Source organism: Streptococcus sp. ELY_137, from assembly GCF_058314515.1.
The window spans coordinates 41,693-63,413 of the sequence record NZ_JBZFUL010000005.1 but is presented as its reverse complement, the minus strand read 5'-3'; the positions used below and the strand labels follow the sequence as shown (position 1 = coordinate 63,413).

At 42.2% G+C, this 21,721-nt stretch carries 16 protein-coding genes and 1 pseudogene; 3 read left to right on the top strand and 14 right to left on the bottom strand.

Annotated features, from left to right (window positions below; genetic code table 11):
- Positions 1–78: 78 nt before the first annotated feature.
- Positions 79–1,347, bottom strand: coding sequence for a hypothetical protein (locus tag AC4HAO_RS05270; RefSeq protein WP_491134789.1), 1,269 nt, complete (start codon positions 1,345–1,347; stop codon positions 79–81).
- Positions 1,348–1,592: 245 nt separating this feature from the next.
- On the opposite strand from AC4HAO_RS05270, the gene AC4HAO_RS05265 reads away from it, so the two are divergent.
- From AC4HAO_RS05265 to AC4HAO_RS05255, 3 genes are read left to right on the top strand one after another with little or no spacing between them, the layout of a single operon-like run.
- Positions 1,593–1,724, top strand: a complete 132-nt coding sequence (locus AC4HAO_RS05265; protein WP_491092578.1) for an SPJ_0845 family protein — start codon at positions 1,593–1,595, stop codon at positions 1,722–1,724.
- A 5-nt stretch (positions 1,725–1,729) separates the two neighbouring features.
- Complete coding sequence (locus AC4HAO_RS05260; protein ID WP_491134788.1) at positions 1,730–2,632, top strand: permease; 903 nt, start codon at positions 1,730–1,732, stop codon at positions 2,630–2,632.
- A complete protein-coding gene (locus AC4HAO_RS05255; protein WP_491092581.1) occupies positions 2,633–3,445 on the top strand; it encodes a TIGR03943 family putative permease subunit in 813 nt (270 codons plus the stop codon).
- A gap of 490 nt (positions 3,446–3,935) precedes the next feature.
- Here the strand turns inward: AC4HAO_RS05255 and ftsY are convergent.
- The 13 genes and pseudogenes from ftsY to AC4HAO_RS05190 all read right to left on the bottom strand — a co-directional run.
- Positions 3,936–4,871, bottom strand: a pseudogene (ftsY, locus tag AC4HAO_RS05250) (signal recognition particle-docking protein FtsY); the annotation flags it as partial.
- A 667-nt stretch (positions 4,872–5,538) separates the two neighbouring features.
- Positions 5,539–6,357 (bottom strand): Cof-type HAD-IIB family hydrolase, encoded by an 819-nt coding sequence (locus AC4HAO_RS05245; RefSeq protein ID WP_491092582.1) that lies wholly within the window; start codon positions 6,355–6,357, stop codon positions 5,539–5,541.
- The gene (locus AC4HAO_RS05240; RefSeq protein ID WP_491092584.1) at positions 6,358–7,155 is read right to left on the bottom strand and encodes a Cof-type HAD-IIB family hydrolase; all 798 of its coding nucleotides are present in this window, start codon (positions 7,153–7,155) and stop codon (positions 6,358–6,360) included.
- A 136-nt stretch (positions 7,156–7,291) separates the two neighbouring features.
- Complete coding sequence (locus tag AC4HAO_RS05235; RefSeq protein ID WP_491134787.1) at positions 7,292–9,655, bottom strand: phosphoketolase family protein; 2,364 nt, start codon at positions 9,653–9,655, stop codon at positions 7,292–7,294.
- A 164-nt stretch (positions 9,656–9,819) separates the two neighbouring features.
- Complete coding sequence (gene ulaG, locus AC4HAO_RS05230) at positions 9,820–10,911, bottom strand: L-ascorbate 6-phosphate lactonase (protein ID WP_491134786.1); 1,092 nt, start codon at positions 10,909–10,911, stop codon at positions 9,820–9,822.
- Positions 10,912–11,030: 119 nt separating this feature from the next.
- Positions 11,031–12,710: a BglG family transcription antiterminator gene (locus tag AC4HAO_RS05225; protein ID WP_491134785.1), complete on the bottom strand. Its 1,680-nt coding sequence runs from the start codon at positions 12,708–12,710 to the stop codon at positions 11,031–11,033.
- A gap of 173 nt (positions 12,711–12,883) precedes the next feature.
- On the bottom strand, positions 12,884–13,627 hold the full coding sequence (locus AC4HAO_RS05220; protein ID WP_491134784.1) for a sugar phosphate isomerase/epimerase family protein: 744 nt from the start codon (positions 13,625–13,627) through the stop codon (positions 12,884–12,886).
- 1 nt (position 13,628) lies between these two features.
- The gene (locus AC4HAO_RS05215) at positions 13,629–15,167 is read right to left on the bottom strand and encodes an FGGY-family carbohydrate kinase (protein WP_491134783.1); all 1,539 of its coding nucleotides are present in this window, start codon (positions 15,165–15,167) and stop codon (positions 13,629–13,631) included.
- Between the two features lie 55 nt (positions 15,168–15,222).
- Entirely contained in the window at positions 15,223–16,209 is a 987-nt protein-coding gene (locus AC4HAO_RS05210; protein WP_491134782.1) for an amidohydrolase family protein, read from the bottom strand.
- 26 nt (positions 16,210–16,235) lie between these two features.
- Complete coding sequence (locus tag AC4HAO_RS05205; protein WP_447451601.1) at positions 16,236–17,690, bottom strand: PTS galactitol transporter subunit IIC; 1,455 nt, start codon at positions 17,688–17,690, stop codon at positions 16,236–16,238.
- Between the two features lie 216 nt (positions 17,691–17,906).
- Positions 17,907–18,863, bottom strand: coding sequence for an NAD(P)-dependent oxidoreductase (locus AC4HAO_RS05200; protein WP_491134781.1), 957 nt, complete (start codon positions 18,861–18,863; stop codon positions 17,907–17,909).
- Positions 18,864–18,867: 4 nt separating this feature from the next.
- A complete protein-coding gene (locus AC4HAO_RS05195; protein WP_491134780.1) occupies positions 18,868–19,596 on the bottom strand; it encodes a hypothetical protein in 729 nt (242 codons plus the stop codon).
- On the bottom strand, positions 19,593–21,716 hold the full coding sequence (locus AC4HAO_RS05190; protein ID WP_491134779.1) for a hydantoinase/oxoprolinase family protein: 2,124 nt from the start codon (positions 21,714–21,716) through the stop codon (positions 19,593–19,595). Before AC4HAO_RS05190 ends, AC4HAO_RS05195 begins: the two co-directional genes overlap by 4 nt.
- Positions 21,717–21,721: the final 5 nt, after the last annotated feature.

Sequence of the window (21,721 nt, the reverse complement as noted above, 5' to 3'; positions counted from 1 at the left end):
TAGGGTTCTTGACTACCGTAAAAAGATTGATCTACTCTCGCTGATTCATCTATCTTTCTTAAAATTATTAGCTGTTCCTTATTTTATATGGTAGTTTTTCTCAAATTTTTGGCGAATATTTTGAAAGGTCTTGGTTAATTTTTTAGCCTTACTGCTGCTTAACCGCCTATAGACTGCCTTAGAGATAGTCCGACCGTTCTTATCCTGAGTCGTAATGGTGAGAGTATTGTCTTTTTTCTTATAGTGACGAGTGTAATCATAAGTATCTGTTATACTATCAATATCATCATTGACATCAGCAGTATCTAAATAATCATAGTAGCCCTTCAATTCAGTCTTCAGTATATTGGAAACTTTTTGACGATAGGCCTTGGCTGAGGATGGGATTTCGACCTTCTTATCCCACTGATTCACTCGGTAAGCGTTATCTAGGTAACTGCCCAGCGAAAGATAGGGGCGCGATGGATAGCCATTGTCATAATAGTAAGAATCTTCCTGAAAGCTTTTATCGGCATCAACAGTGATAAAATCAACATAGGTATAGCCACTATCCTCATACTGCTTGAGAACATTCATCCAGCTGCCTTCTTCCTTATTATAATAATCCCACTTAGTCAACTGCCAGGTTCCTTGGATATTACCGGAATCATTGCGCCACCAAGCATAACTGCCTAAACCAGCCAAACCTAGAAAAATCAAGGCCACAAGAGCTGCGAGAACTTTAGGCCACTTGGCCTTTTTCTGAGCTTGACTGACAGATTGCCCTTGCTGCCTAAAGGGCTGCTGGTCTTGTGCGGTCGCTGCCTGAACAGATGAAGCATTTACAGGTTGTGTAGGCTGAGCGGCTGTATTCGGAGCCCTGTGCACACCGCCAAAGCTCGCCCTGCGAATGGATTGTCCAGATGGATTAGCTGCTGCCTGCTGTGAAGCATTGGGAGCCGTCTGCTTAGGATTTTGAGGGGACTGCCGATGGCTAGAGGTCTGCTGGTTAAGCGAAGATGATTCCCCTTGGTAGGCCTCCTGCTGTTTGCTAGCAGAAGGAGACTTCATCTGACCTTGACCAGCCTGTGTAGTTTTGGTACTTTTCTTCGCTTTAGCAGACTCAACTTCCTTCTGGCTCGCCGTCTGCGGTTGCTGATGTTGTTCAGACTGCCAAGCAGGCTCGTCTACTGGCGGTCTCGAAAAAACTGCACCCTTCTTTTGGTCCTTATCTGCTGCATCTTTAGCAGGCTGCTGCTTCTTACCATTAGCTATGACTCCTGCCTTGGCGGCCGCTACAAGTTCGTCCTTAGTTGGTTTTCGGCCATTGACTGACTGAAAAAGCTCTATCCATTCTTTTTGATTCATAACTCACTCATACCTTACTTATTTGATTACCGTCTATTATATCATAGAAAAATTTTGCGTTATAGTTTTGATTTAGGTTTTTCTTTAAAGCCCTTAGTGAATAATGATAGAGACTGCTTACTTACAACAGTGGCATAAATCCCTATAAGTTGTCGTGATTTTAGTGCAAAGCGGCTATGTGATTTTAAACAGACTTTCACAGGTATTTTATAGTATAATGGAGTCTAAGAATATGGAGGTAAGTTATGGCTATTCAATATAAAAAAACAGATGAGCTCGAAAAAATGCTAGAAGACTTCGCATCCTTCCCTGATTTTGAAGGCGGCGATGACCCTAAATCCAAGCAAAAGCAAGATAAACAGGCGGATAAGAAGTAAATCTTATGGCTATTTTTCAGAATTTACCAGACAGTGTCCTTCAATGGTTGGCCATCTTTTTGTCCATTATCATTGAGGCACTGCCTTTTGTCCTTTTAGGATCCATTTTGTCAGGTTTTATTGAAGTCTATCTAACACCGGAGCGGGTTAATAAGTATCTCCCAAAACAGAAATTTTTGAAAATTATTTTTGGGACTTTCATTGGTTTCATTTTCCCATCCTGTGAGTGTGGAATTGTACCTATCATCACCCGTTTCTTGGAAAAGAAGGTTCCCAGCTATACAGCCGTTCCTTTTCTGACAACGGCTCCCATTATTAATCCCATCGTCCTCTTTGCTACCTATTCAGCTTTTGGAAACTCTTTTTATATCTTAAGTTTACGTCTGCTAGGAGCAGTCATCGTGGCGGTCAGTCTGGGAATCTTGCTTGGTTTTTTTGTTGATGATAAAATTTTGAAGGATAACTTTGTTGGTCATGAGCAGGAGGACTTTAGTCAGTTAGGATTCGGACAGAAAATTTTTCGGGCTTTAGCACATGCTGTCGACGAGTTTTTTGACACTGGCCGCTACCTCATCTTTGGCAGCTTGGTCGCTTCCAGCATGCAGATTTACATCTCAACCCGATTGTTGCATACCGTAGGCAGCACACCACTTCTAGCTATTCTCGTTATGATGCTGATGGCTTTTATTCTATCTCTGTGTAGCGAAGCGGATGCTTTTATTGGCGCCAGTCTCCTATCAACCTTTGGAGTCGGACCTGTCTTAGCCTTTTTACTCATTGGACCTATGGTAGACATTAAAAATCTTATGATGATGGTTAAATCTTTCAAGACCAGATTTATCGGACAATTTGTCGGCGTATCCAGCATTGTGATTATTCTGTATTGCTTATTTGTGGGGGTGATATAAATGATTCGCTTTTTAATCTTAGCCGGTTATTTTGAGTTAACCATGTATTTGCAACTCTCCGGCAAGCTCAATCAGTATATCAATGTTCACTACTCCTATTTAGCCTATCTCTCTATGGTACTCTCTTTTATCCTAGCCATCGTGCAGTTGGTCATTTGGATGAAAAATATGAAGCTGCACAGTCATTTGAAGGGTTACTGGGCCAAGTTAACCAGTCCTGTCATACTAGTCTTCCCCGTTGCTGTTGGTTTGTTGGTTCCGACTGTAACTCTTAATTCAACGACCGTATCAGCTAAGGGATACAGCTTCCCTCTGGCGGCTGGCTCGTCTAGAGGAACTAGTGCAGACGGTACTACTGTCCAATATCTGAAACCTGATACGTCAGCCTATTTTACATCCTCAGCTTACGAGGCTGAGATGCAAAAAGAAATACAGCCTTATCTGAAAACAGATGAAATTACGATTACAACTGAGAATTATATGGAAGTCATGGAACTGATTTATCTTTATCCTGATAAATTTGTCGGTAAAAGTGTTCGCTATACTGGTTTTATTTACAATGATCAAAACCAAAAAGATTATCAGTTCCTTTTTCGCTTTGGTATTATTCATTGTATTGCTGACTCTGGTGTTTATGGCCTTTCAACAACTGGTAGTTCCCAACACTTTGCCAACAACACTTGGGTTGAGGCCAAAGGAACAATCCGTATCGAGTATAATCAGACCCTCCAGCAAAGTTTGCCAGTTCTAAACATTGAGGACTGTAAAGAAGTTTCTAAGCCAGAAAATCCTTATGTCTACCGTGTTTTTTGAATAAGCCGCCATCCTATGATATTTTAGTATTAAAATATCATAAAATAACATTTCAAGAGTAAAAAATAACATTTTAGGATTTTCCTATCGTCATATTTTAGTATTTCGCTATACTATTAGTAGGTGTAACATTTATAAATTATAGACTAGGTTACTTTTATTTTTTTTCCAATGTAATCATTCTTTCCTAATTTGACCTTTAAGAGTAATCTAAACTAATAATAAATATTACATCCTAACTACTACTTCTTTACTGTCTCGCTTCTCCAATGAGGCAGTAAAAAAGGTCTGCTTTAAAAGGCAGACTTTTTTTATACTTATCACTGGTCTGATACCGAAAGATAAGAAAGCGAAATTTTGCTGTGATATCTTCTGAAAATAAGGTCAGCGTACATAGCACTGCGCCAGTTAGAGAGGCAGATGACAAGACCGAGAAAAAAACGACTGAGTTTAATATAATAAAAGCAGTCGTTTTTTTCGTACCATCTTATTAAAGTAAGCCTTCTAGAAGTCCCTGCATGAATTCTTCTGAGTGGAACTCCCCAATGTCATCAATCTTCTCACCAAATCCAATAAATTTAACTGGAATATCTAGCTCTTCACGAATAGCTAGGACAACCCCCCCCTTAGCTGTACCGTCAATTTTCGTTAGAACCAAACCAGTTAGAGGGGTGATTTTTGAGAATTCCTTGGCTTGGCTAAGGGCATTCTGTCCTGTTGAAGCATCAAGAGCTAGAAGGGTCTCATGCGGTGCTTCAGGAATAACACGCTTAATAATACGGCCAATTTTTTCTAACTCAGCCATGAGATTATCCTTGTTTTGCAAGCGGCCAGCGGTATCAATCATTAGGATATCAGCTCTTTCCATGACAGCCTTCTGTATCCCATCAAAGACAACACTGGCTGGGTCAGCTTTTTCGGGACCAGTGATAACGGGAACATCAACACGGCGCCCCCATTCAACTAACTGGGCGACAGCACCTGCACGAAAAGTGTCAGCTGCGACTAGCATAACCTTTTTGCCCTCTTGTTTATATTTATAGGCTAGTTTGCCGATAGAAGTGGTTTTACCAACCCCATTGACACCAACAAAGAGCATAACCGTTAGATCTTCCTGAAAGTTGATGGCTTCATTGAATTGCCCATCTTTTTCATAAATATCAACTAATTTTTCAATGACGACACGACGGACATCTTCTGACTTTTTCGCGTTTTCCAACTTCACTTCATAACGCAACTCCTCGGTCAAATTGGTTGCCACCTGTACTCCTACATCTGAAAGAATCAGGAGTTCCTCTAAGTCCTCAAAGAAATCCTCGTCAACACGGCGAAAGTTCGCAAAGAAAGCATTGAGACGAGCACCAAAGCCAGTTCGTGTTTTCTTGAGGCTGCGATTGTACTTTTCTTGCTCACTTTCCTGACTAATTGATGAGGGAGAAGGTCCTGATTGATTGGGGGGAGAAGTAACTTCCTCAGAGACCTGAGTGGCATCTTGGGTAGATTCTCCTGCTTGATGTGGATCAACTACTGTTTCCTGAAAATCAATGTTATCCGCTAGCTGATCGCTCACTCCATTACTATCGGCCACCGGCGAGACAGCTTCATCTTCTTCAAGGGAAGGCTGAAGATCAAGGGGGTTCGTCTTTTCCTGATTCGACAGAGTACTAAATCTCTCATCTTTACCCCCATCTTCACTGCCTTGATCTTCTAGCTCTGCCAAAGCTTCGGAGGTGGCAGCGGTATTTTCAGACAACAGCTCGTTGTCTTGAGCTAGTGAAGATTTCAAGGCATTGTAGTCTGCCATAAAATTTTCGGAACTCAAAACATCCTCAACCCAGTTTGGATCCACATTTTGGCTTTCATCCTGGGGAAGTTGGGTTAAAGCAGACTCATCTTCCACTTGAAGCTTTTCTCCAACCTCAAAGAACTGTGGGCTGTCGGACCTAGTTGTTAGCTCTTTGGTTTCAGAAGATTCAGAAGAAGCTGTTCCCACTTGCTCTAAGGATTCAGACACTTCTGTTGAGGCATAACCTTCCTCTTGCCTGTCTTTTTTTCTGCCAAATAGTCGATCAAATAATCCCATAAATATCTCCTTATTTCTTTAAAATATACTGGTCAATGGCTTCTGCTACACCAGATTCTTCATTTGTTCTTCTTGTGACAACATTAGCTGTCTCCTTAACTTTAGGAATACCGTTAGCCATAGCAACACCTAAGCCTGCCCAAGCTAACATAGATAAGTCGTTTTCTTCATCACCAACAGCCATGACTTGCCTGCGATCTAAATTGAGAAAATCGCAGAGTAGCTGCAGGCCTACCGCTTTATGAACACCCTTGGGCATAATTTCGAGGATGATGTCTCGCGATTTGAAAACTTCATAGCTGTGAGAGAGCGATACTGGTAACTTGGCAATTTGTTGATCTAGATAATCGCTATCACACACGGTCACTATTTTATTATAAACGATGTCTCTAGGCAAGGCAGACAAGCCTGAAATTTCCACAAAGGTTAAGAGGGGATTAGCTTTGTGGTACTGAGATTTATGCCCTTGACTGGGGATGCTATAAACAAGGCCGTCACTGAGAATATCTACGGGAAGACCGAGTGGCTCTAGGATGCTATGAATTTTTTCAACATCTGTAAATGCTAATTCATGTTTAGCTAAAATATCACCTGTATTACGCTGAACTAGCCCGCCGTTGAAGGTGATACTATAATCATCTGAATTAATTAGCCCTAGTTCCTCTAGGAGGTTACCGATAGCAGGGAGAGGGCGACCCGTAGTAATCACAACCTTTATCCCTTGCAGATGTGCTTCTCTTAAGGCTCTGCGGTTTTCAGAGCTGATTTCCTTCTTGCTGTTGAATAGGGTACCATCCAAGTCCAAAGCTAATAGTTTAATATCCGACATTTATTTGACTAATCCTTCCATATAAGCAATAACCGATTCTTCATTGCAGTGACCAATAATAGCATTGGAGATGGCCTTGATTTCCTGACGGGCATTCGCTGGAGCAATGGCTGTTCCAGCATATGTCATCATTTGGTAATCATTCATATTGTCACCAAAAGCCAAAACCTGCTCTGCCTGTAAGCCTAACTGCTGACACATCGCCCTCAGACCTGTTGACTTATCAACATTAGAAAGAACGATATCCAGAGACTGGAAACCTGTTGTCATAGCAGTTGCGCCGTGCAAAGTTTCATTGAGCCAAGCTTCACGCTCATGGATTGTTTTTTCTGTAAAATTGACTGTAATTTTGAAAATATCATCATCAAGGGCAGAGAAATCCGACACACGTTGAACATTTTCATAATAGTATTTGGCAAAGGTAACATATCTATTAGGCGCTTTCTCAGACGTATAAGCCCCTTTGCGGCCCGATAAAAGAAAACCACTTAGGTCAGGAAGTTTTTCAATTAGTTGAATAATAGCAAGATAGAAATCCTTATCCATCTGGGCTTCGAATAGAATCTCATCTTGATACTGAACAAAGGAGCCATTTTCAGCTACAAAGGCGATGTCCTTTTCAAATCCTTCAAAAACCTTTTCTAAGGCCAACATGGCACGTCCACTGGCTACAGTAAAAAGAATATTTTGTTCTCTAAATTTTGGTAACAGGCGGTGCAGACGCTCTTTATCAAATCCTCGATCGTCCCGCAAAAAGGTTCCATCCATATCTGTTGCAACTAATTTAAAATCTGGCACAATACTCTCCTATTTTAAGAATTACTTATAGTTATTGTAGCAGAATTTCTAGGTTTTTTCTGATTTTTAATTACTGGTATTCTAATACCTATACTTAAAAAAGCAGGATCATCTTTCAATCCTGCTTCTGTTAATATTAGCCAATATTTTCCCACTGCCAGTTTTGGACTTCTGGGATATCATCACCATGTTCACGAATATAGGCGGTGTGATAGACTAGTTTGTCTGCCATCTCTTGGGCAAAACCTTGGGCTTTATCACCAAGGACAGCTTGGGCTGCCTCTTTAGCGATATGGAAGCGATCCATTTCAGACATGACTCGCATATCAAATGGCGTTGTAATGTCCCCATTTTCACGGTAACCATGGATGTAAACCTTGTGATTGTCGCGGTTAAAGAAGAGATCGCGAATTTGGCCTTCATAACCGTGATAAGCAAAGACGATCGGCTTATCTATAGTGAAGAGTTTGTTAAAGGCTTCATCAGACAAGCCACGCGGATCAACCTTAGGTGAGCGGAGTTTTAAGATATCTACAACATTGATAAAGCGAATTTTCACTTCTGGAAAAGCCTTGTGAAGAAGCGAAATTCCTGCTAACACCTCTAGATTAGGTTCAGTACCTGCAGCTGCAAAGACAATGTCAGGTTCTCCGTCGTGGTCATTAGAAGCCCAGTCAATGACCTTGTAACCTTCCTTGACTAACTCTTGCGCTTCCGCAACAGAGTAAAACTGTGGACGCGGGTGCTTTGAAGTGACAATGACATTGACCTTATCTTCATCAGCTAAGGCGTATTCCATGACTGCAAAGAGGGAGTTAGAATCGGCTGGTAGGTATTCACGAACGTATTCAGGCGTCTTCTCAGCCAAATGAGTCAGCAATCCCGGATCTTGGTGGGTATAGCCATTGTGGTCTTGTTGGAAGACGGTCGATGTGGCAATCAAGTTGAGAGATGGATAATTTTTACGCCAATCCGTATGGGTCTTGGATTTTCGTAGCCATTTGAAGTGCTGGGTGATCATAGAATCAACCACTCGCAGGAAGGATTCATAAGAAGCAAAGAAACCATGACGACCGGTCAAAACATAACCTTCTAAGAAACCTTCTGCTTGATGCTCAGAGAGCTGGGAATCAATAACACGGCCCACAGGTGAAATCCATTCATCATAGGATTTGTCACGAGGGGCCAGCCATTGGCGATTAGTCGCTGTAAAGACATTATTTAAGCGGTTGGACTTGGTTTCGTCTGGCCCGAAGATACGGAAATTGTCAGGATTGGCCTTGACTAAATCAGCAGCATACTTACCAAATTCAATCATGTCTTGCTTCATGACACTGCCAGGTTTTGACGTATCAATGGCATGCTTGCGCCAATCTGCCAAATCAAGTTTTTTGACAACCCCCGCATTGGTGATAGGGTTCATGGACATGCGACGATTGCCCTTGGGCGAAATCACACGAATTTCCTCTCTGACATAGCCCTTTTCATCAAAAAGTTCCTCTGGACGATAGGACTTGAGCCAATCTATCAGGACATCAATATTTTCCATGTGCCCAGCTTCAACAGGAATAGGAACCTGATGAGCTCGGAACCCGCCTTCAATCGGTTCACCGTTCCATTCTTTAGGACCAGTCCAGCCTTTAGGTGTTCGTACAATAAGAACAGGCCATTGGGCTTGCTGAGCTTCCTCGGCTGATTTCTGGCGGGCCTGAGTTTGAATGGCCTTGATTTTCTCAATAACCTTATCCAAAGTTTCAGCCATTTGACTATGAATGATTTCAGGATCATTTCCTTCGACAAAATAGGGTTCCCAGCCTAGTCCTTTGAAAAGATGGGTTAATGCTTCGTCCGTCTTACGGGATAAAATAGTTGGATTATGAATTTTACCGCCATTAAGATAAAGAATCGGTAAAACAGCCCCATCATTGACTGGGTTAATAAAGGTATTGGAGAACCAGCCAGCATTGAGCGGACCTGTCTCTGCTTCTCCATCACCGATGACTGTCGCTGCAATGACATCGGGATTATCCAAAACAGCCCCTGTAGCATGCGACAGAGCATAACCTAACTCACCACCTTCGTGGATAGAGCCTGGTGTTTCAGGTGCTGCATGAGAGGCAATGCCGCCAGGAAATGAGAAAATTTTACAAAGCTGTTTAAGGCCATCTTCATCCTGAGTAATATTGGGGTAGCGCTCGGTGTAAGAACCATCAATATAAGAGTTAGACACCATGACCTGACCGCCGTGACCGGGACCTTCAATGTAAAACATGTCCAAATCATACTTATTGATAACACGATTGAGGTGGGCATAGATAAAATTTTGTCCAGCAATAGTCCCCCAGTGGCCGATAGGATGGACCTTGACATCCTCTTTACTTACTTCACGACGAAGCAGAGGATTATCTTTTAGGTACATCTGAGCCACGGAAATATAGTTGGCCGCCCGCCACCAAGCATCGACTTTAGCAAGGTAACCCTTGCTATCAAATTTTGTCATAGTATCACTTCTTTCTATTTAGTAACTAACTAGTTCATATAACTTGAGCTTAGCTCTTTATATTGGATTTTTTCTTACTAATAAAAGAGGAGCTGAGACTCTTGTCTCAGTCCCATCTAAAGTCAAGTTTTTTCTTGATTATCTAGGATTTTCAAAGGGTCACATCAAAGCAGAGCCTTGAATTGAATATTGGAATCATGTTCGAAACAGTCATCGAAACCGCGTGGGTGATGGTATTCGATCCTATCCTTATCCTGCGGATAGGTATATTTGCCGCCGACTTCCCAAATAAATGGATGGAATTGATACTGCAGCCGTTCTTTACGCATCTTCCAGAGGGCTAAGATTTCATCGGTTGATGCCATGAAGTTAGACCAGATATCGTAGTGAACTGGGATGATAACTTTAGCACGCAGATTTTCAGCCATGCGTAAAAGATCAATAGAGGTCATCTTATCTTGGATACCAACTGGATTGTCCCCATAGTTATTAATAGCAACATCGATGTTGAAATCCTTACCGTGTTTAGCAAAATAATTCGAGAAGTGCGAATCTGCACCGTGATAAATCGTTCCACCAGGAGTTTCAAAGACATAGTTGACAGCCTTACGAGCCATTTCTTCGTCTGTTACAGCCAGACCTTTTAATTCGCCATCTTGCTGGTTTGCTCCTTCAACCGGTAGGGTTACCAAGCAGGTCCGATCAAAAGATTCAACAGCTGTTACCTTGATGTCTTTAAATTCAAAAGATTCGCCCGGTTTGATGATAATGATACGATCTTCGGGAACGCCCCATTTTTTCCAAATTTCACCGCATTCATAAGGACCGACAAATTTAACATGATCCAATTTAGGATTATTGACAATAGCTGCAGCCGTATTGATATCGATATGGTCGCTGTGGAAATGAGAAACGAGGTAGTAGTCTAATTCATTGATGGCAAAGGGGTCAATAACCATGGGTTGCACGCGCAGGTTGGGCTGCAATTTGCGCACACCGGCCATATTAGCCATCTGGTGACCGCGTACCATATCCTTTACCTGTTTCGTGTGTTTACCGCGGTTTGACCACAAATCCATGACAACATTGGCACCGCCCGGTGTCTTGATCCAGACACCGCAGTTACCCAGCCACCACATAGCAAAGTTGCCTTCTGGGACCACCTCTTCTTCAATTTCTTCATTGAGCCAAGTTCCCCATTCTGGAAAAGTCGAAAGAATCCAAGACTCACGTGTAATATCCTTTACATTGGCCATTTTAATACCTCCAAAAAATAGTTTTCTTATAATCTCAGTATACTATTGGGTATAACTGGACAAAAGACCAAGTCTCACACTTTTTTGTGTTCAAAACTAGGCTGTCGATTGGGGAAACCTCATATATTTTTAACATCTTTCAGTAACTCCTGATAAAAGATCTTTTCTATCTCTTTGACCAGAGCATAGGCATCCTTGGTATCCTTCACATAGGGATGAACAGAGGCCCGCAAAGTCTCCTCAAGGCTGCTGTCTTTCTCGTGTTCTCCTCGAATAAAGCGGATCATCCTGACACTGTCCTCATCCGTTAGGATAGCGTGCACCTGCAAGACTGGTACTGGTGACTCTAAAACTGTTGAATCCGTAGTCGTGATGACAAAGCTTGATGTTAACAGATCATGAATGCTATGAAACTGCTCTGATGTAAAGACGGCCTCAATTTGAGTATGAGGAAGTAACCGCTGGCACTGGCACAGGAAGAATCTTTGGACACCGACACCATCATCACAGACCAAGGTTACTCTGACTTTATCAAACCGCGCTTCAGTCTGGTTTTCCCTTTCCAATTCTCCGCCCAGATGAACGGTTAAATAGGCGATATCATCGTCTGTCAAGCTAATAATCCACGCCCTTTCTAAAATATCTGCACAGGATTTTGTCTGGGCAAAGAGTTGCCCGTAGGTCGCTTTTATCTGCTTGGTCAAAGGATTAATGGAAGGAATATTAAAGGTTTTCCGATAAAGCATCGATTTACAATGGGCAACTAATTGGTCTAGAAGCAGCTCCCTGTGCTCAAAGCCATCATAATAATAGAGAGTTTCAAATTTTTTTAGAAATAGATCCAGCTGCTGGCGCATATCATCATAATCATGGCTGTCCGCATGTTCATCACGATCCTTGCGAAAAGACAGAATTAAAAGAGCTACAATGGATTTTTCCAATTCATCCAACCGAAGATTAAAGGTCTGATAAACCCCATCTGCTAAATCTTGCACCAAACTGTACTCCTTACGCTCCCGAGCTAGGGTAAACTCACGTTTGAAGGCAAGTTTATCCTCCTTAGATAAGACCATGTTGCGATAAGCACTTAGTAAATAGGGGAGAGCCCTAGCCATAAACTGACGATCGTAGCGATTGACTTTTTTTCCCAATTTGTCGCTCAGTCTTTCTACCTGCTCACTTAAATAATCACGCATTTTTTCAGAAAAATAAAGATTATTGGGCGAATATTCCTTAATTTTTAGGTAAACAATATCCTTGAAGGCCTCACTACCTTTATAAATAATGGTTTGCAAGAGTTTGTAGGAAAATTGGATTTTGATCAGGGCTGGGCAGGCCAAAAAGTACCCTTCTGATTTGCTCACTTGAAGATTAATTCCAAAGGTATCATCCGCTAATTGCTGCCGTATTTCTTGGAGGTCATTTAGAACTGTATTGCGAGAAACGTCGGTCAAACTCATTATTCTATCAATTGTTACTCGGACTGATGCTACACTGATATAGAGCAGTATCAGCTGCTGGCGCTCTTCTACACTCATGACATAAGAGTAATCATCCAGTCGGCTCATTAAATCACGGCAGGCCATTTTTTGTTGGGCATTCAATACGATACCGATCCTAGGATAGGACACAATTTTATCTACTCCAAAGGGCAGAGCCTCATTGATTTTATTAAGATGGTAATAAATTTTTCTCCGAGACTGATTCAAAGCCTTTGATATGCCCATAATCGTTTCTGGCTCTTCCAGCTTTAGTAAATAATTGAGCAGGGCATAGCTTCGTTTATCTAAAAAAATCACTTTTTTCTCCTCTCATCGTTTGCGAGGATATTAATACTTAAGAGTATAAGAAACTCCTATAAAGTAGATGAATCCCACAGAGTCTCTAAAAACCCTAAGAAATCTTTCTTGTCTAATAGGTTTTTATCCTGAATTCCCTTTCTAAACAAAAAGGAAATTAGCCTTTCTTGTTTTTAATCAAGGCCAATGAGCCAATTCACATCACGCCTAAGCCCCTCAGAAGTTGATGGGTACTCTAAAGCCAGATATTCTAAAGAAGGAAAAGCTTCTATAAGCCGACGGATATCCAACTCACCTTCAAATAGACTGACGCTCAGCTGAGGCTTATTATTGACCAGCTTATAATTCTTGCAGTGAAGATAGGTAGTAACTGAAGCTAAAGCTTCTTTAGCCTCTTCAATGGATTCATGAACCCAGGCCCAATTGCCCGTATCAAACACGAAACTAATAGGCAAGGCCGCAGCCCCTATCATATTCATCGTGTGTTGACAGTTGGCTAGACTGGCATGACAAGGTGTTTGATTATTTTCCACCCGTATACCGGTCTCATCAAGAGGGAAAGCTGATAATTTTTTTAACTCTTGACCAGTGACCCCCTGACTGTCACCTGTATTTAACTTGATAAAAGGAGCTGCTAAAACCCTTGCTTCCTCAAAAAGATCGGGCAGTAAAGGGTTAACTTTGCTGTTGACGAACAAATCTTCATTAACACTGTAAAATAGCGATATTCCGTAGCTATCAGCTTTTTTCTTTAATCCAGAAAGCTCAGTCTTTCTATCATTAATAAATTCACGTCGGACTTCAAAGCTTCTAAATCCTAAATCATGAACATCTGCAAGCAATTCTTCCTGAGTCTTACCAGCCTGTAAGTCCTTTAAAAAGGCGATACTGTTAATGATAATATCCTCTTTTTTCATGCTAACTCCTTTTGGCTAATTCATTAAGATTCTCCAGAGCAATTAATGATTCCCAGTTTGGCTGCATAGCCTTAATTAGACTCTGGTAGACGCGATATTTTTCTTCATAGCAGGCATGCTCTGCCTCAGATGGGGCAAAGTAATCTTTAGGTTTCACCATCTTGCAGCAGGCTTCGCCTAAACTCAAACCTTCAATTGCCTGCAAACAGGCGATCGCACCTCCTAGGGCACCCAACTCACTCCCTTCAACAGTTTCGATGGGAATGGCCAGACCATCTGCAAAAATCTGCATCCAGGCTTTTGAATTAGTAGCGCCACCTGATAGTCTGATCTTTTTTGGCTTGCGCCCCCTTGTTTTTACAAGTTGATCGATATGCTGTTTGTGTGCAAATACAATCCCTTCATAAACAGCACGGATCAGATGAGACTTGGTGGTCGTTGAACTTAAGCCAAAAAAACTGGCTCTGGCTTCCTGACCGAGATTGCTGCCGTAAAGAAAGGGGAAAAATAAGACAGGGGTGTAGGAAGCATTGGTCTCTTGCAGAAAAACTTCTAGGTTATCGTAGATCGAACCACCTTCCTGCTGACTATTTTTGATTTCTTCGGCCATCAGCATTTTAAGAACCGCATCAAGATTACCTGCAGATGTTGGACTGCTGGCTTCAACTAAAAAATCACGGTTAGGAAAGTAGGAATTCATATGACCGCTGACTTGGTCAGCCGCTGTTTTGCTGGAATAGGTATTGATATTCCACGTCCCTGAAATCACGCTAAAAACATCGTTGTCTAAGACACCTGAGCCAATAGCACAAGCATCAATATCAAATAAACCGCCAATAACAGGAGTTCCCTCAATCAGACCAGTCATTTGAGCAGCATCCCTGCTGACGCCACCTACAACTTGAGCATAATCAACAAGAGGGGGGAGGGCAGAACTCATCTCAGGTATGCCAAAAAAGTCTAAAATGGCTTCATCATAGGTCCCAGTTTTAAAATTAATCCAGTGATTTCCCGAAGCATCCCCGTACTCCTGGTTGATCTTATCGGTCAATTTAAAGCGGACAAAATCTTTAGCAGATAAGATGGCGCCAATTTCCTGATAAAGCTCTGATTCATGTTCCTTTAACCACCGTAAAAGAATGGGATTCTGGACACTAACCATATGCTGCTGGGTCAAGGGCCAAATTTCTGATACACGCTGCTCAAATTCCCGGCCTAAGGCTACAGCTCGGTTATCTGTCGAAAGAATACCGCGTTTAAAAGGATGTCCTTTTTTATCTAGTAGATAGAGTCCCTTGCCATGTCCGATACAGGCAACTGCTGAAATAAGCTGACTGTTAATGCCAGATTTTTCAATAACCTTCCTAGTAGCATGGCTGATGGCTTGCCAAGTTGCTTCCAGATCAACTTCTCTGTAACCCGGTTTATTTTCGATACGCAATGTTTCAAAAGATGAGACAGCTAATTGCTGGCCATTTTCATCAAATATGACAGATTTTGTATTGGTACCACCGTAATCAATGCTTAAAAAATATCGCATGATGTTACCTCCTATAAAAATAAATAGAGCTGAGAAATCTTCCCAGCTCTATTGCCTATAAATTCAAGTCTTTAGTAGCTGGATCAAAAGCCTCGTGATTAGCCTTGACAAATTCTGGCTTAAAGTAAACACGTTCAGCATTGTTATAGAGAACATCTTCTAATTCTTCCCGCGTAAAAAGATCGGTATGTTCCAGCCACGTTGCCAGCTCCTCATAAGTGTTAAAAGTAGCTGACCAAGGAGAATCCGTTCCCCAAATAATGCGCTTAGCACCGAGAATTTCTTTGGCAATTTGCACATTCTTCTTCGATTTTGGAAAAGGAAATTTATCGGGCCTGTCAATATCCTGAATAGCTGATATATCGGTGTAAATATTCTCTAGATCTTTCCAGCTGCTAATTTCCGCGCGCAGGCGGTTTGGATTATCTGCATGCGGAAAAGAAAGATGGCAGATAACAAAATCAAGGCTGGGGTAAACGCGCGCCAAGTTGGCAATAGCATCCGGCTGATGACTGATTTGGTCCCAGTTACCGTAATCAACAGTTATGACAAAGCCAGGATAATCAAGCAAGTAGGTCATAATCTTGCTGACATGCGGGTCTGAATCCAACCGAAAAGGGGTCTTGAGGCCGCGATAGCCATGGATACCTCCACCCTGACTGATTTCAAGTTTGAGTGCTCTGAAGCCTAGCTCTTCAACATGACGCTGTACAATTTCTATTGCATTATCTGCAAAAGGGTCTACCGAAAAAGCCCCTGTAAACCGTTGAGGGTATTTCTTAATGGTCTGGTAGGTGTAATAATTCTGATAACCGTTGAGGTGCCCCTGCAAAATCACAGCCTTTTCCACATCATTAGCATCCATATAATCCAGTAGCGATTCTGCTGGAAAATTTTTATCTCCATGATTATCTTCAATCAATTTAATAACTTCACCATCGTCCCAAATGGCATAGCCGCCGCCAAGGGCATTCAAACGACCTTTTCCGTTAAAGCCAGCGATAGCATCCACAATATGAGCGTGTCCATCAATTTTTTTCATAGTTTTTTCCTCCATTAGCTTGTTCATCAGTCCTCACTGAGAACGATTTTTTCAGAACTTCCTTCAAAACCACTATTTTTATCTGCCATCTTATTAAGGTAGGTGTAGATAGAGTCACGGCGTGTCCGTAACAAAAGCAGAGCGATAAGGTAAATTATAATAGTTAAGCCTATCCAAAGCGGATTCCCAGATACCCAGGCTATAAAAATTAAGGTTGTCAAAGGATGAGCCAAAAGGTTAAAACTCATAATAATAGCCACGCCAGCTGGTAATAAGGAGGCGTTGTTTTGCTGTACAGCTTGGGTATAAATTGGCCCAAGATAGGAGGCCGCATAGAGACCTAGGGAGAACCAAATAATGCCATTTAAAATTGTTTTTAAAATATTTCCTTTAGTGATGGCTACCATAGACTCCACCATAAAGGGTATAGCAATCAAATCAACAACTGGCAGAGCTCGATTTCCCGGCAATAGAAGGGAAACAAGTACCATGATAGGAACAAGAATCAGGCCAGATATAATGGTTGCCGGCTCACCATAGCCGACACCATCATCGACTGCAATAAACCACCGTTTCTTATTGACTGCTGCGACTTCTGCTTCACTTTCCTTCTTCTTATTGTGTTCAACGGCTTGGGCAAGAGGTGCAAAGGCTTGAGCAAAAACTCCGGTAATCAAGGGAAAAATCGTCATAACAGCTGCTAGAGCTACTGCAAATTGGAGAATGCCGCCCCAAGCCTTAATATCTCCTAGGTGGCTAATACTGCCTAACACACCGATAATCAGACCTAGGATAAAGCCAAGGGTCATTGGTTCACCAAAGATACCTAATTTGGCCTTTAGAGAATCTGGGTTGAGCTTAACCTTGCTCAATCCCAGAGCATTCCACAAGGGATCCAAAAGAAGAGCAGGTACCAGGGTTTCAATATTATGGATGGAGTTCACAGTCGCATTCTTAATCCCAAAATAATCGGACCAGCGGTCAGCTACAGTTTCTGATAGGATTAAGGAGTAGAGGAGAACAAAAACCATAAAGGCAAAGGAAAGAAGGAAATTATGGGTCACTTGATAGGCTAGCGTCCCCCAAATCATATAACCAAAGTTGTTCCAGAGGTTAGCTGGGGTAAAGACGCGTGTAATCCCCAGCAAAAAGATGACCAGTTCAATTACTAATCCAATGACAAAAAATGATAAACCAATCGTTGAAGAAAAAGCGGTCAGAGACCCTGTCTGCCAGCCAATATCAACAATGGGCAGATTCAGACCAGTTGATTCAACCATGGCTTTGATATACTTAGTGACAAGGGGGGAAAAAGAGGAAATGATCCAGCTGAATCCTGTTAGACCGACACCTGCACGCAGGGCACTGAATAAAGCCTTCTTGGCATTAACCTTTAGGCATAAACTAACAATAAAAATCATCACAGGAACAACAACTGATGCTCCAAAAGCATCAAAAAAATTGTGCAGAGCTTCTAACATAAGATAACCTCATCTCCTTAGGTAAGTTTCCGTTATTATCTATTAAAATATAGCTGGGCCTGCGCTATCGGCTGTAGCGGGGGATTTTTAACACAAGGAGAAGAAATCTTGTACTCTTAAAACTCTCTTTTCCCCTTAGCTCATACCACAGAAGCCCCTTTTGCAAACAACCGTCAATAGCGAAATAGATGAGCACAGCTAATCTTGATCTAAGAATTATTTATTAACAACGTTGATAGGATGTCCAGCATAAAAGGAACGAATATTTTCTGCCGCTTCTTCTGCCAAAGTCCGACGTCCCTCAACAGTACCTGTGCCCGCATGAGGAGCCATCATAACATTATCCAGAGCACGCAGTTTTTCTGAAACATGCGGTTCAAACTCAAAAACATCCAGACCGGCACCGGCAATCTCTCCTTTTTCCAGCGCTTCTACCAAATCTGCTTCTGACACAATCGGGCCGCGCGCAGCATTAACAAGATAGCTGCGATTCTTCATAGCCTTGAAAACTTCTCTATTAAACTTATGTTTAGTTGACGGCAGGAAGGGAGCATGAATGGTAATAACATCTGCTGTCCCAACCAGTTCATTAAAGTCAGCATAAGTAACACCAAGTTCTTTTTCCTTTTCGTCTGATAAGCGGTAGGCATCATTATAGATGACTTTCATTCCAAAAGCCTGCGCCAGTTTGGCGACAGTCGATCCGATTCGGCCAAACCCATAAACCCCTAATGTTGCCCCTTCAAGCGTTAGACCTTGGTAGCGGCGTTCACTGGGATCAATCCATTCTCCATTGCGGACAATCTTATCATAAAAGGCCAGACGTTTAACAGCTGATAAAATCAAAGCAAAAGTCATCTCAGCAGTTGGAACTCGAACGGCTTGGGGGGAATTCGCTACCACAATCCCCTTTTCCTTAGCATAAGCGATATCAACATGATCAAAACCGACGGCATTCAAAGAGATGATGTCTAAGTTTTTACCAGCATCAAGCATTTCTCTATCGCCCTTTTGCCCCATCAGTAACCAGCCATCATATTCGGGCAAATGCTCCAGCACATACTCGCGTGAGAAGGGTTCGCCATCTGAATAAGTTACATCGAAATTTTCAAAAAGTTTTGTTAACCCCTCTTTAGGAACGATACCTGTTACAAGAATTTTTTTCTTTATCATATTTCTACTCCATTCTTATATTTTGATAAATTTGGTAAGACATTTCTTTGTTGTAAGCGTAGGTGAGCAGACAATCCAAAATAAATGGAGAGTACGCTAACCCCAGATAAGCTTTCGCAAAAGCCATGGCACTCATTTCACTTAAGGAAATGAAGGTCGTCTGATAACGATACCCCAGAAGGGACCATAAAACCATTTTTTTCGTTTTTGTAATCACTGATGCTGCATCTTTAAATTCTAAATAGTGGAAATATTCATGAGCAATCAGCAGCTGCTTAAGTGCTTTTTCTGAAAAGTCATGCTGGTATTTGGTTCCACTCACCAAATTTAAAAACTTATCAATACTGTCCTGAAAAACTGTGATTTTATTGGGTTCTACATACTGGGCAAAAATAAGATAGCTACCGCCATTCGGTCTAGGTGGATTGGTATAAATAATCCCTTCTCTTTCCAATAAGACAGAAAGATTAGGGGCTTCTTTTTTAACACTTTCAGCATAATCAGAACCCCAGATGACAGCTTCAGCAATCAGTTCTGCCTTCAGTTCTTCTGTCATACGCCCATAAACAGGATCTGCTTTTAGGGCATCCTGATAAAATTTTTCTTCTGGAATCGCCATAACCAATTCCACAAAGGTCTCAAAGTCTGGTACACTCGCAGCGTCTGTTGCCTCCGGTTTAGGAGGAGCCTGCGAATTAGGAAAGAAAATTTTCTTGATATTCATATTCATCATAATTGTGTTTTAACCGCCACTAAGATAACTTTTTCGTCAGGATCCAGCATGTCCATTTCAACAGACATTAAAAGGAGAATTTGCTCAAAATCCATACTGCCATTGAAGTCCATGATTCTTGGACCGACACAGATATAAAAGTCCGGCCGCAAAACGCTGTCTGTCGTGAAGACGGCCAATTTTTCATAAAAATCTGCAACAGCCTCCTGATAATCTTTTACCTGGATCTCTACTGCTGTTCCTGAACTGCTTTGAACTTTAATAAAGCCTTTGGTGTCCAAAATACGAATAGCCTCATCACCGTCTGTTCGGCCAATAATCTTAAAGAACTCACCATCCAGTCTCATAGCAGCCTTTTCTGCTGGCACGCCCATATCTTCGGCTGCTAAGGCTATCAATTCTTCTTGTGTCGCAGCAGATAGGAGATCCATGGATTTAACTTCTGTAGAACCCAAAGCTATGGCTGTTAATTTCGACGTTTGGGAATCAATTTCTACGTGCACCTCAACTGTCGCTGGTGCCGCCCCGCTTTCAACAGCCCTGTCAATGGCTTCTTGCCGAATAGAGCGGATATCCTCAGGTGTTGGATTGGGAACTACCCGTTCTACAGCATCGCGAACCAAGGAAAGAGCTACCCCAATAGAAGAAATAACTTCCGCATTTTCTGGAATTTTATATTTGATGTCCATCTTATCAGCGCAGTAACCTATCAGTGAAGCTGCTCCGCCGCCGACACCAATCAAGGAAATTTGGTCATGCCCCAGCTTGTATTTTTCCGCCAACTCCATAATGACAGGTTCAATCTTCTCATAAGCTTTATGCAGTATTTGTTCAGCCAGCTCTTCAACACTAGTTCCTATGTAATCGGCCACAGGTTTCATGGCTAAACGGGCTGCCTCAACATTTCCATAAGAAAACTCATCAGGACTAACTAAGCCTAAAACATTGGCAGCACAGCTATTAGTAATGGTCAGATAAGAACCATCCTTTAGGCGGAGCCGGACATAATCTTCCGGATCTCCATCCTTAGGCTGGAATAAATCCAATTCACAATCTTCTAGGCGCTCTGTTTCCGAAAAAACAGCATAATCCAAACCAGCGATATGGGCACTGCGGGGCCCGACATCTACTACACCATCCTTGGACACACGTACCATACTGCCTCCAGCAACACCCAAGACACGGACATCTAAGGAGCTGATATAGGTCTTATGACCGCCAACAATAGAATAATCAACCGCCGGCCGGCCATTTTTTATGACGCCGATATTAACAGAGGTTCCGCCAACTTCAAAATAAACTCCATTTGAAGCCCGTAAGTACATCAGTGCCCCCATGACACTGGCTGCAGGACCCGATAACATCGTAAGAACAGGCCGTTTTTTCATTTCTGAAATGTCCATGATACCGCCATCACCGCGCATAATCATCAAGGGCACTTCAACACCAGCATTGTGGACGCTTGTTTCTGTCTGCCTAGCAGTATCCAGCATTTTGGGCAGGATACTGCCGTTAATAGCCGCTGTCCGTGTCCGACGAGTCAAACCGTACAATTTGGTGATTTCAGACGCTGTACTTGCCATTAACCCCCGGCTCTCAGCTTCACCTAAAATATTTTGTTCAGGGGTGGCATCGTCAACCCCGAAAGCAGAGGAAGCTATGATCACCTGAGCACCTTGTGCTTCTAAGCTATCCAGTTTTTTATTAACCTTTTCTTGGGTGAATTCCCTTCCCGGCAGAAACTCATTAACAATCCTGATGTAGCGCCCCGTTCCTAAATCAATATCATCAAGATGAGTCTGGCGCTTAGCCAAAAATGATTCAAAGAAACCGCCGGCAGTTCCCAGTACGCCGACCTTAGCTACATCTCCTTCCAATAGCGCGTTAGTTGCTTGAGTCGTACTGTGGGCCACAAACACAACATCTTCTGGAGAGATATTATTTTCCTGCATACAGTTGACAAAGGAAGTGACGACACCAGTGGCTACACCAAATTCATCATCATGGGTTGTTTTTACGGAGGACTTTCCAATGATCTCGTGCGTATCATTATCAATGGCTACCGCTTTGGTATGGGTGCCGCCAACATCAATTCCCATTCTTACTTTTCTACCTGACATAACCT

What these genes read in the sequence shown, in the direction of transcription:
- AC4HAO_RS05270 (WP_491134789.1), bottom strand. Translation starts at nt 1,347, where the DNA reads ATGAATCAAAAAGAATGGATAGAGCTTTTTCAGTCAGTCAATGGCCGA.
- AC4HAO_RS05265 (WP_491092578.1), top strand. Translation starts at nt 1,593, where the DNA reads ATGGCTATTCAATATAAAAAAACAGATGAGCTCGAAAAAATGCTAGAA.
- AC4HAO_RS05260 (WP_491134788.1), top strand. Translation starts at nt 1,730, where the DNA reads ATGGCTATTTTTCAGAATTTACCAGACAGTGTCCTTCAATGGTTGGCC.
- AC4HAO_RS05255 (WP_491092581.1), top strand. Translation starts at nt 2,633, where the DNA reads ATGATTCGCTTTTTAATCTTAGCCGGTTATTTTGAGTTAACCATGTAT.
- AC4HAO_RS05245 (WP_491092582.1), bottom strand. Translation starts at nt 6,357, where the DNA reads ATGTCGGATATTAAACTATTAGCTTTGGACTTGGATGGTACCCTATTC.
- AC4HAO_RS05235 (WP_491134787.1), bottom strand. Translation starts at nt 9,655, where the DNA reads ATGACAAAATTTGATAGCAAGGGTTACCTTGCTAAAGTCGATGCTTGG.
- ulaG (WP_491134786.1), bottom strand. Translation starts at nt 10,911, where the DNA reads ATGGCCAATGTAAAGGATATTACACGTGAGTCTTGGATTCTTTCGACT.
- AC4HAO_RS05220 (WP_491134784.1), bottom strand. Translation starts at nt 13,627, where the DNA reads ATGAAAAAAGAGGATATTATCATTAACAGTATCGCCTTTTTAAAGGAC.
- AC4HAO_RS05215 (WP_491134783.1), bottom strand. Translation starts at nt 15,167, where the DNA reads ATGCGATATTTTTTAAGCATTGATTACGGTGGTACCAATACAAAATCT.
- AC4HAO_RS05210 (WP_491134782.1), bottom strand. Translation starts at nt 16,209, where the DNA reads ATGAAAAAAATTGATGGACACGCTCATATTGTGGATGCTATCGCTGGC.
- AC4HAO_RS05205 (WP_447451601.1), bottom strand. Translation starts at nt 17,690, where the DNA reads ATGTTAGAAGCTCTGCACAATTTTTTTGATGCTTTTGGAGCATCAGTT.
- AC4HAO_RS05200 (WP_491134781.1), bottom strand. Translation starts at nt 18,863, where the DNA reads ATGATAAAGAAAAAAATTCTTGTAACAGGTATCGTTCCTAAAGAGGGG.
- AC4HAO_RS05195 (WP_491134780.1), bottom strand. Translation starts at nt 19,596, where the DNA reads ATGATGAATATGAATATCAAGAAAATTTTCTTTCCTAATTCGCAGGCT.
- AC4HAO_RS05190 (WP_491134779.1), bottom strand. Translation starts at nt 21,716, where the DNA reads ATGTCAGGTAGAAAAGTAAGAATGGGAATTGATGTTGGCGGCACCCAT.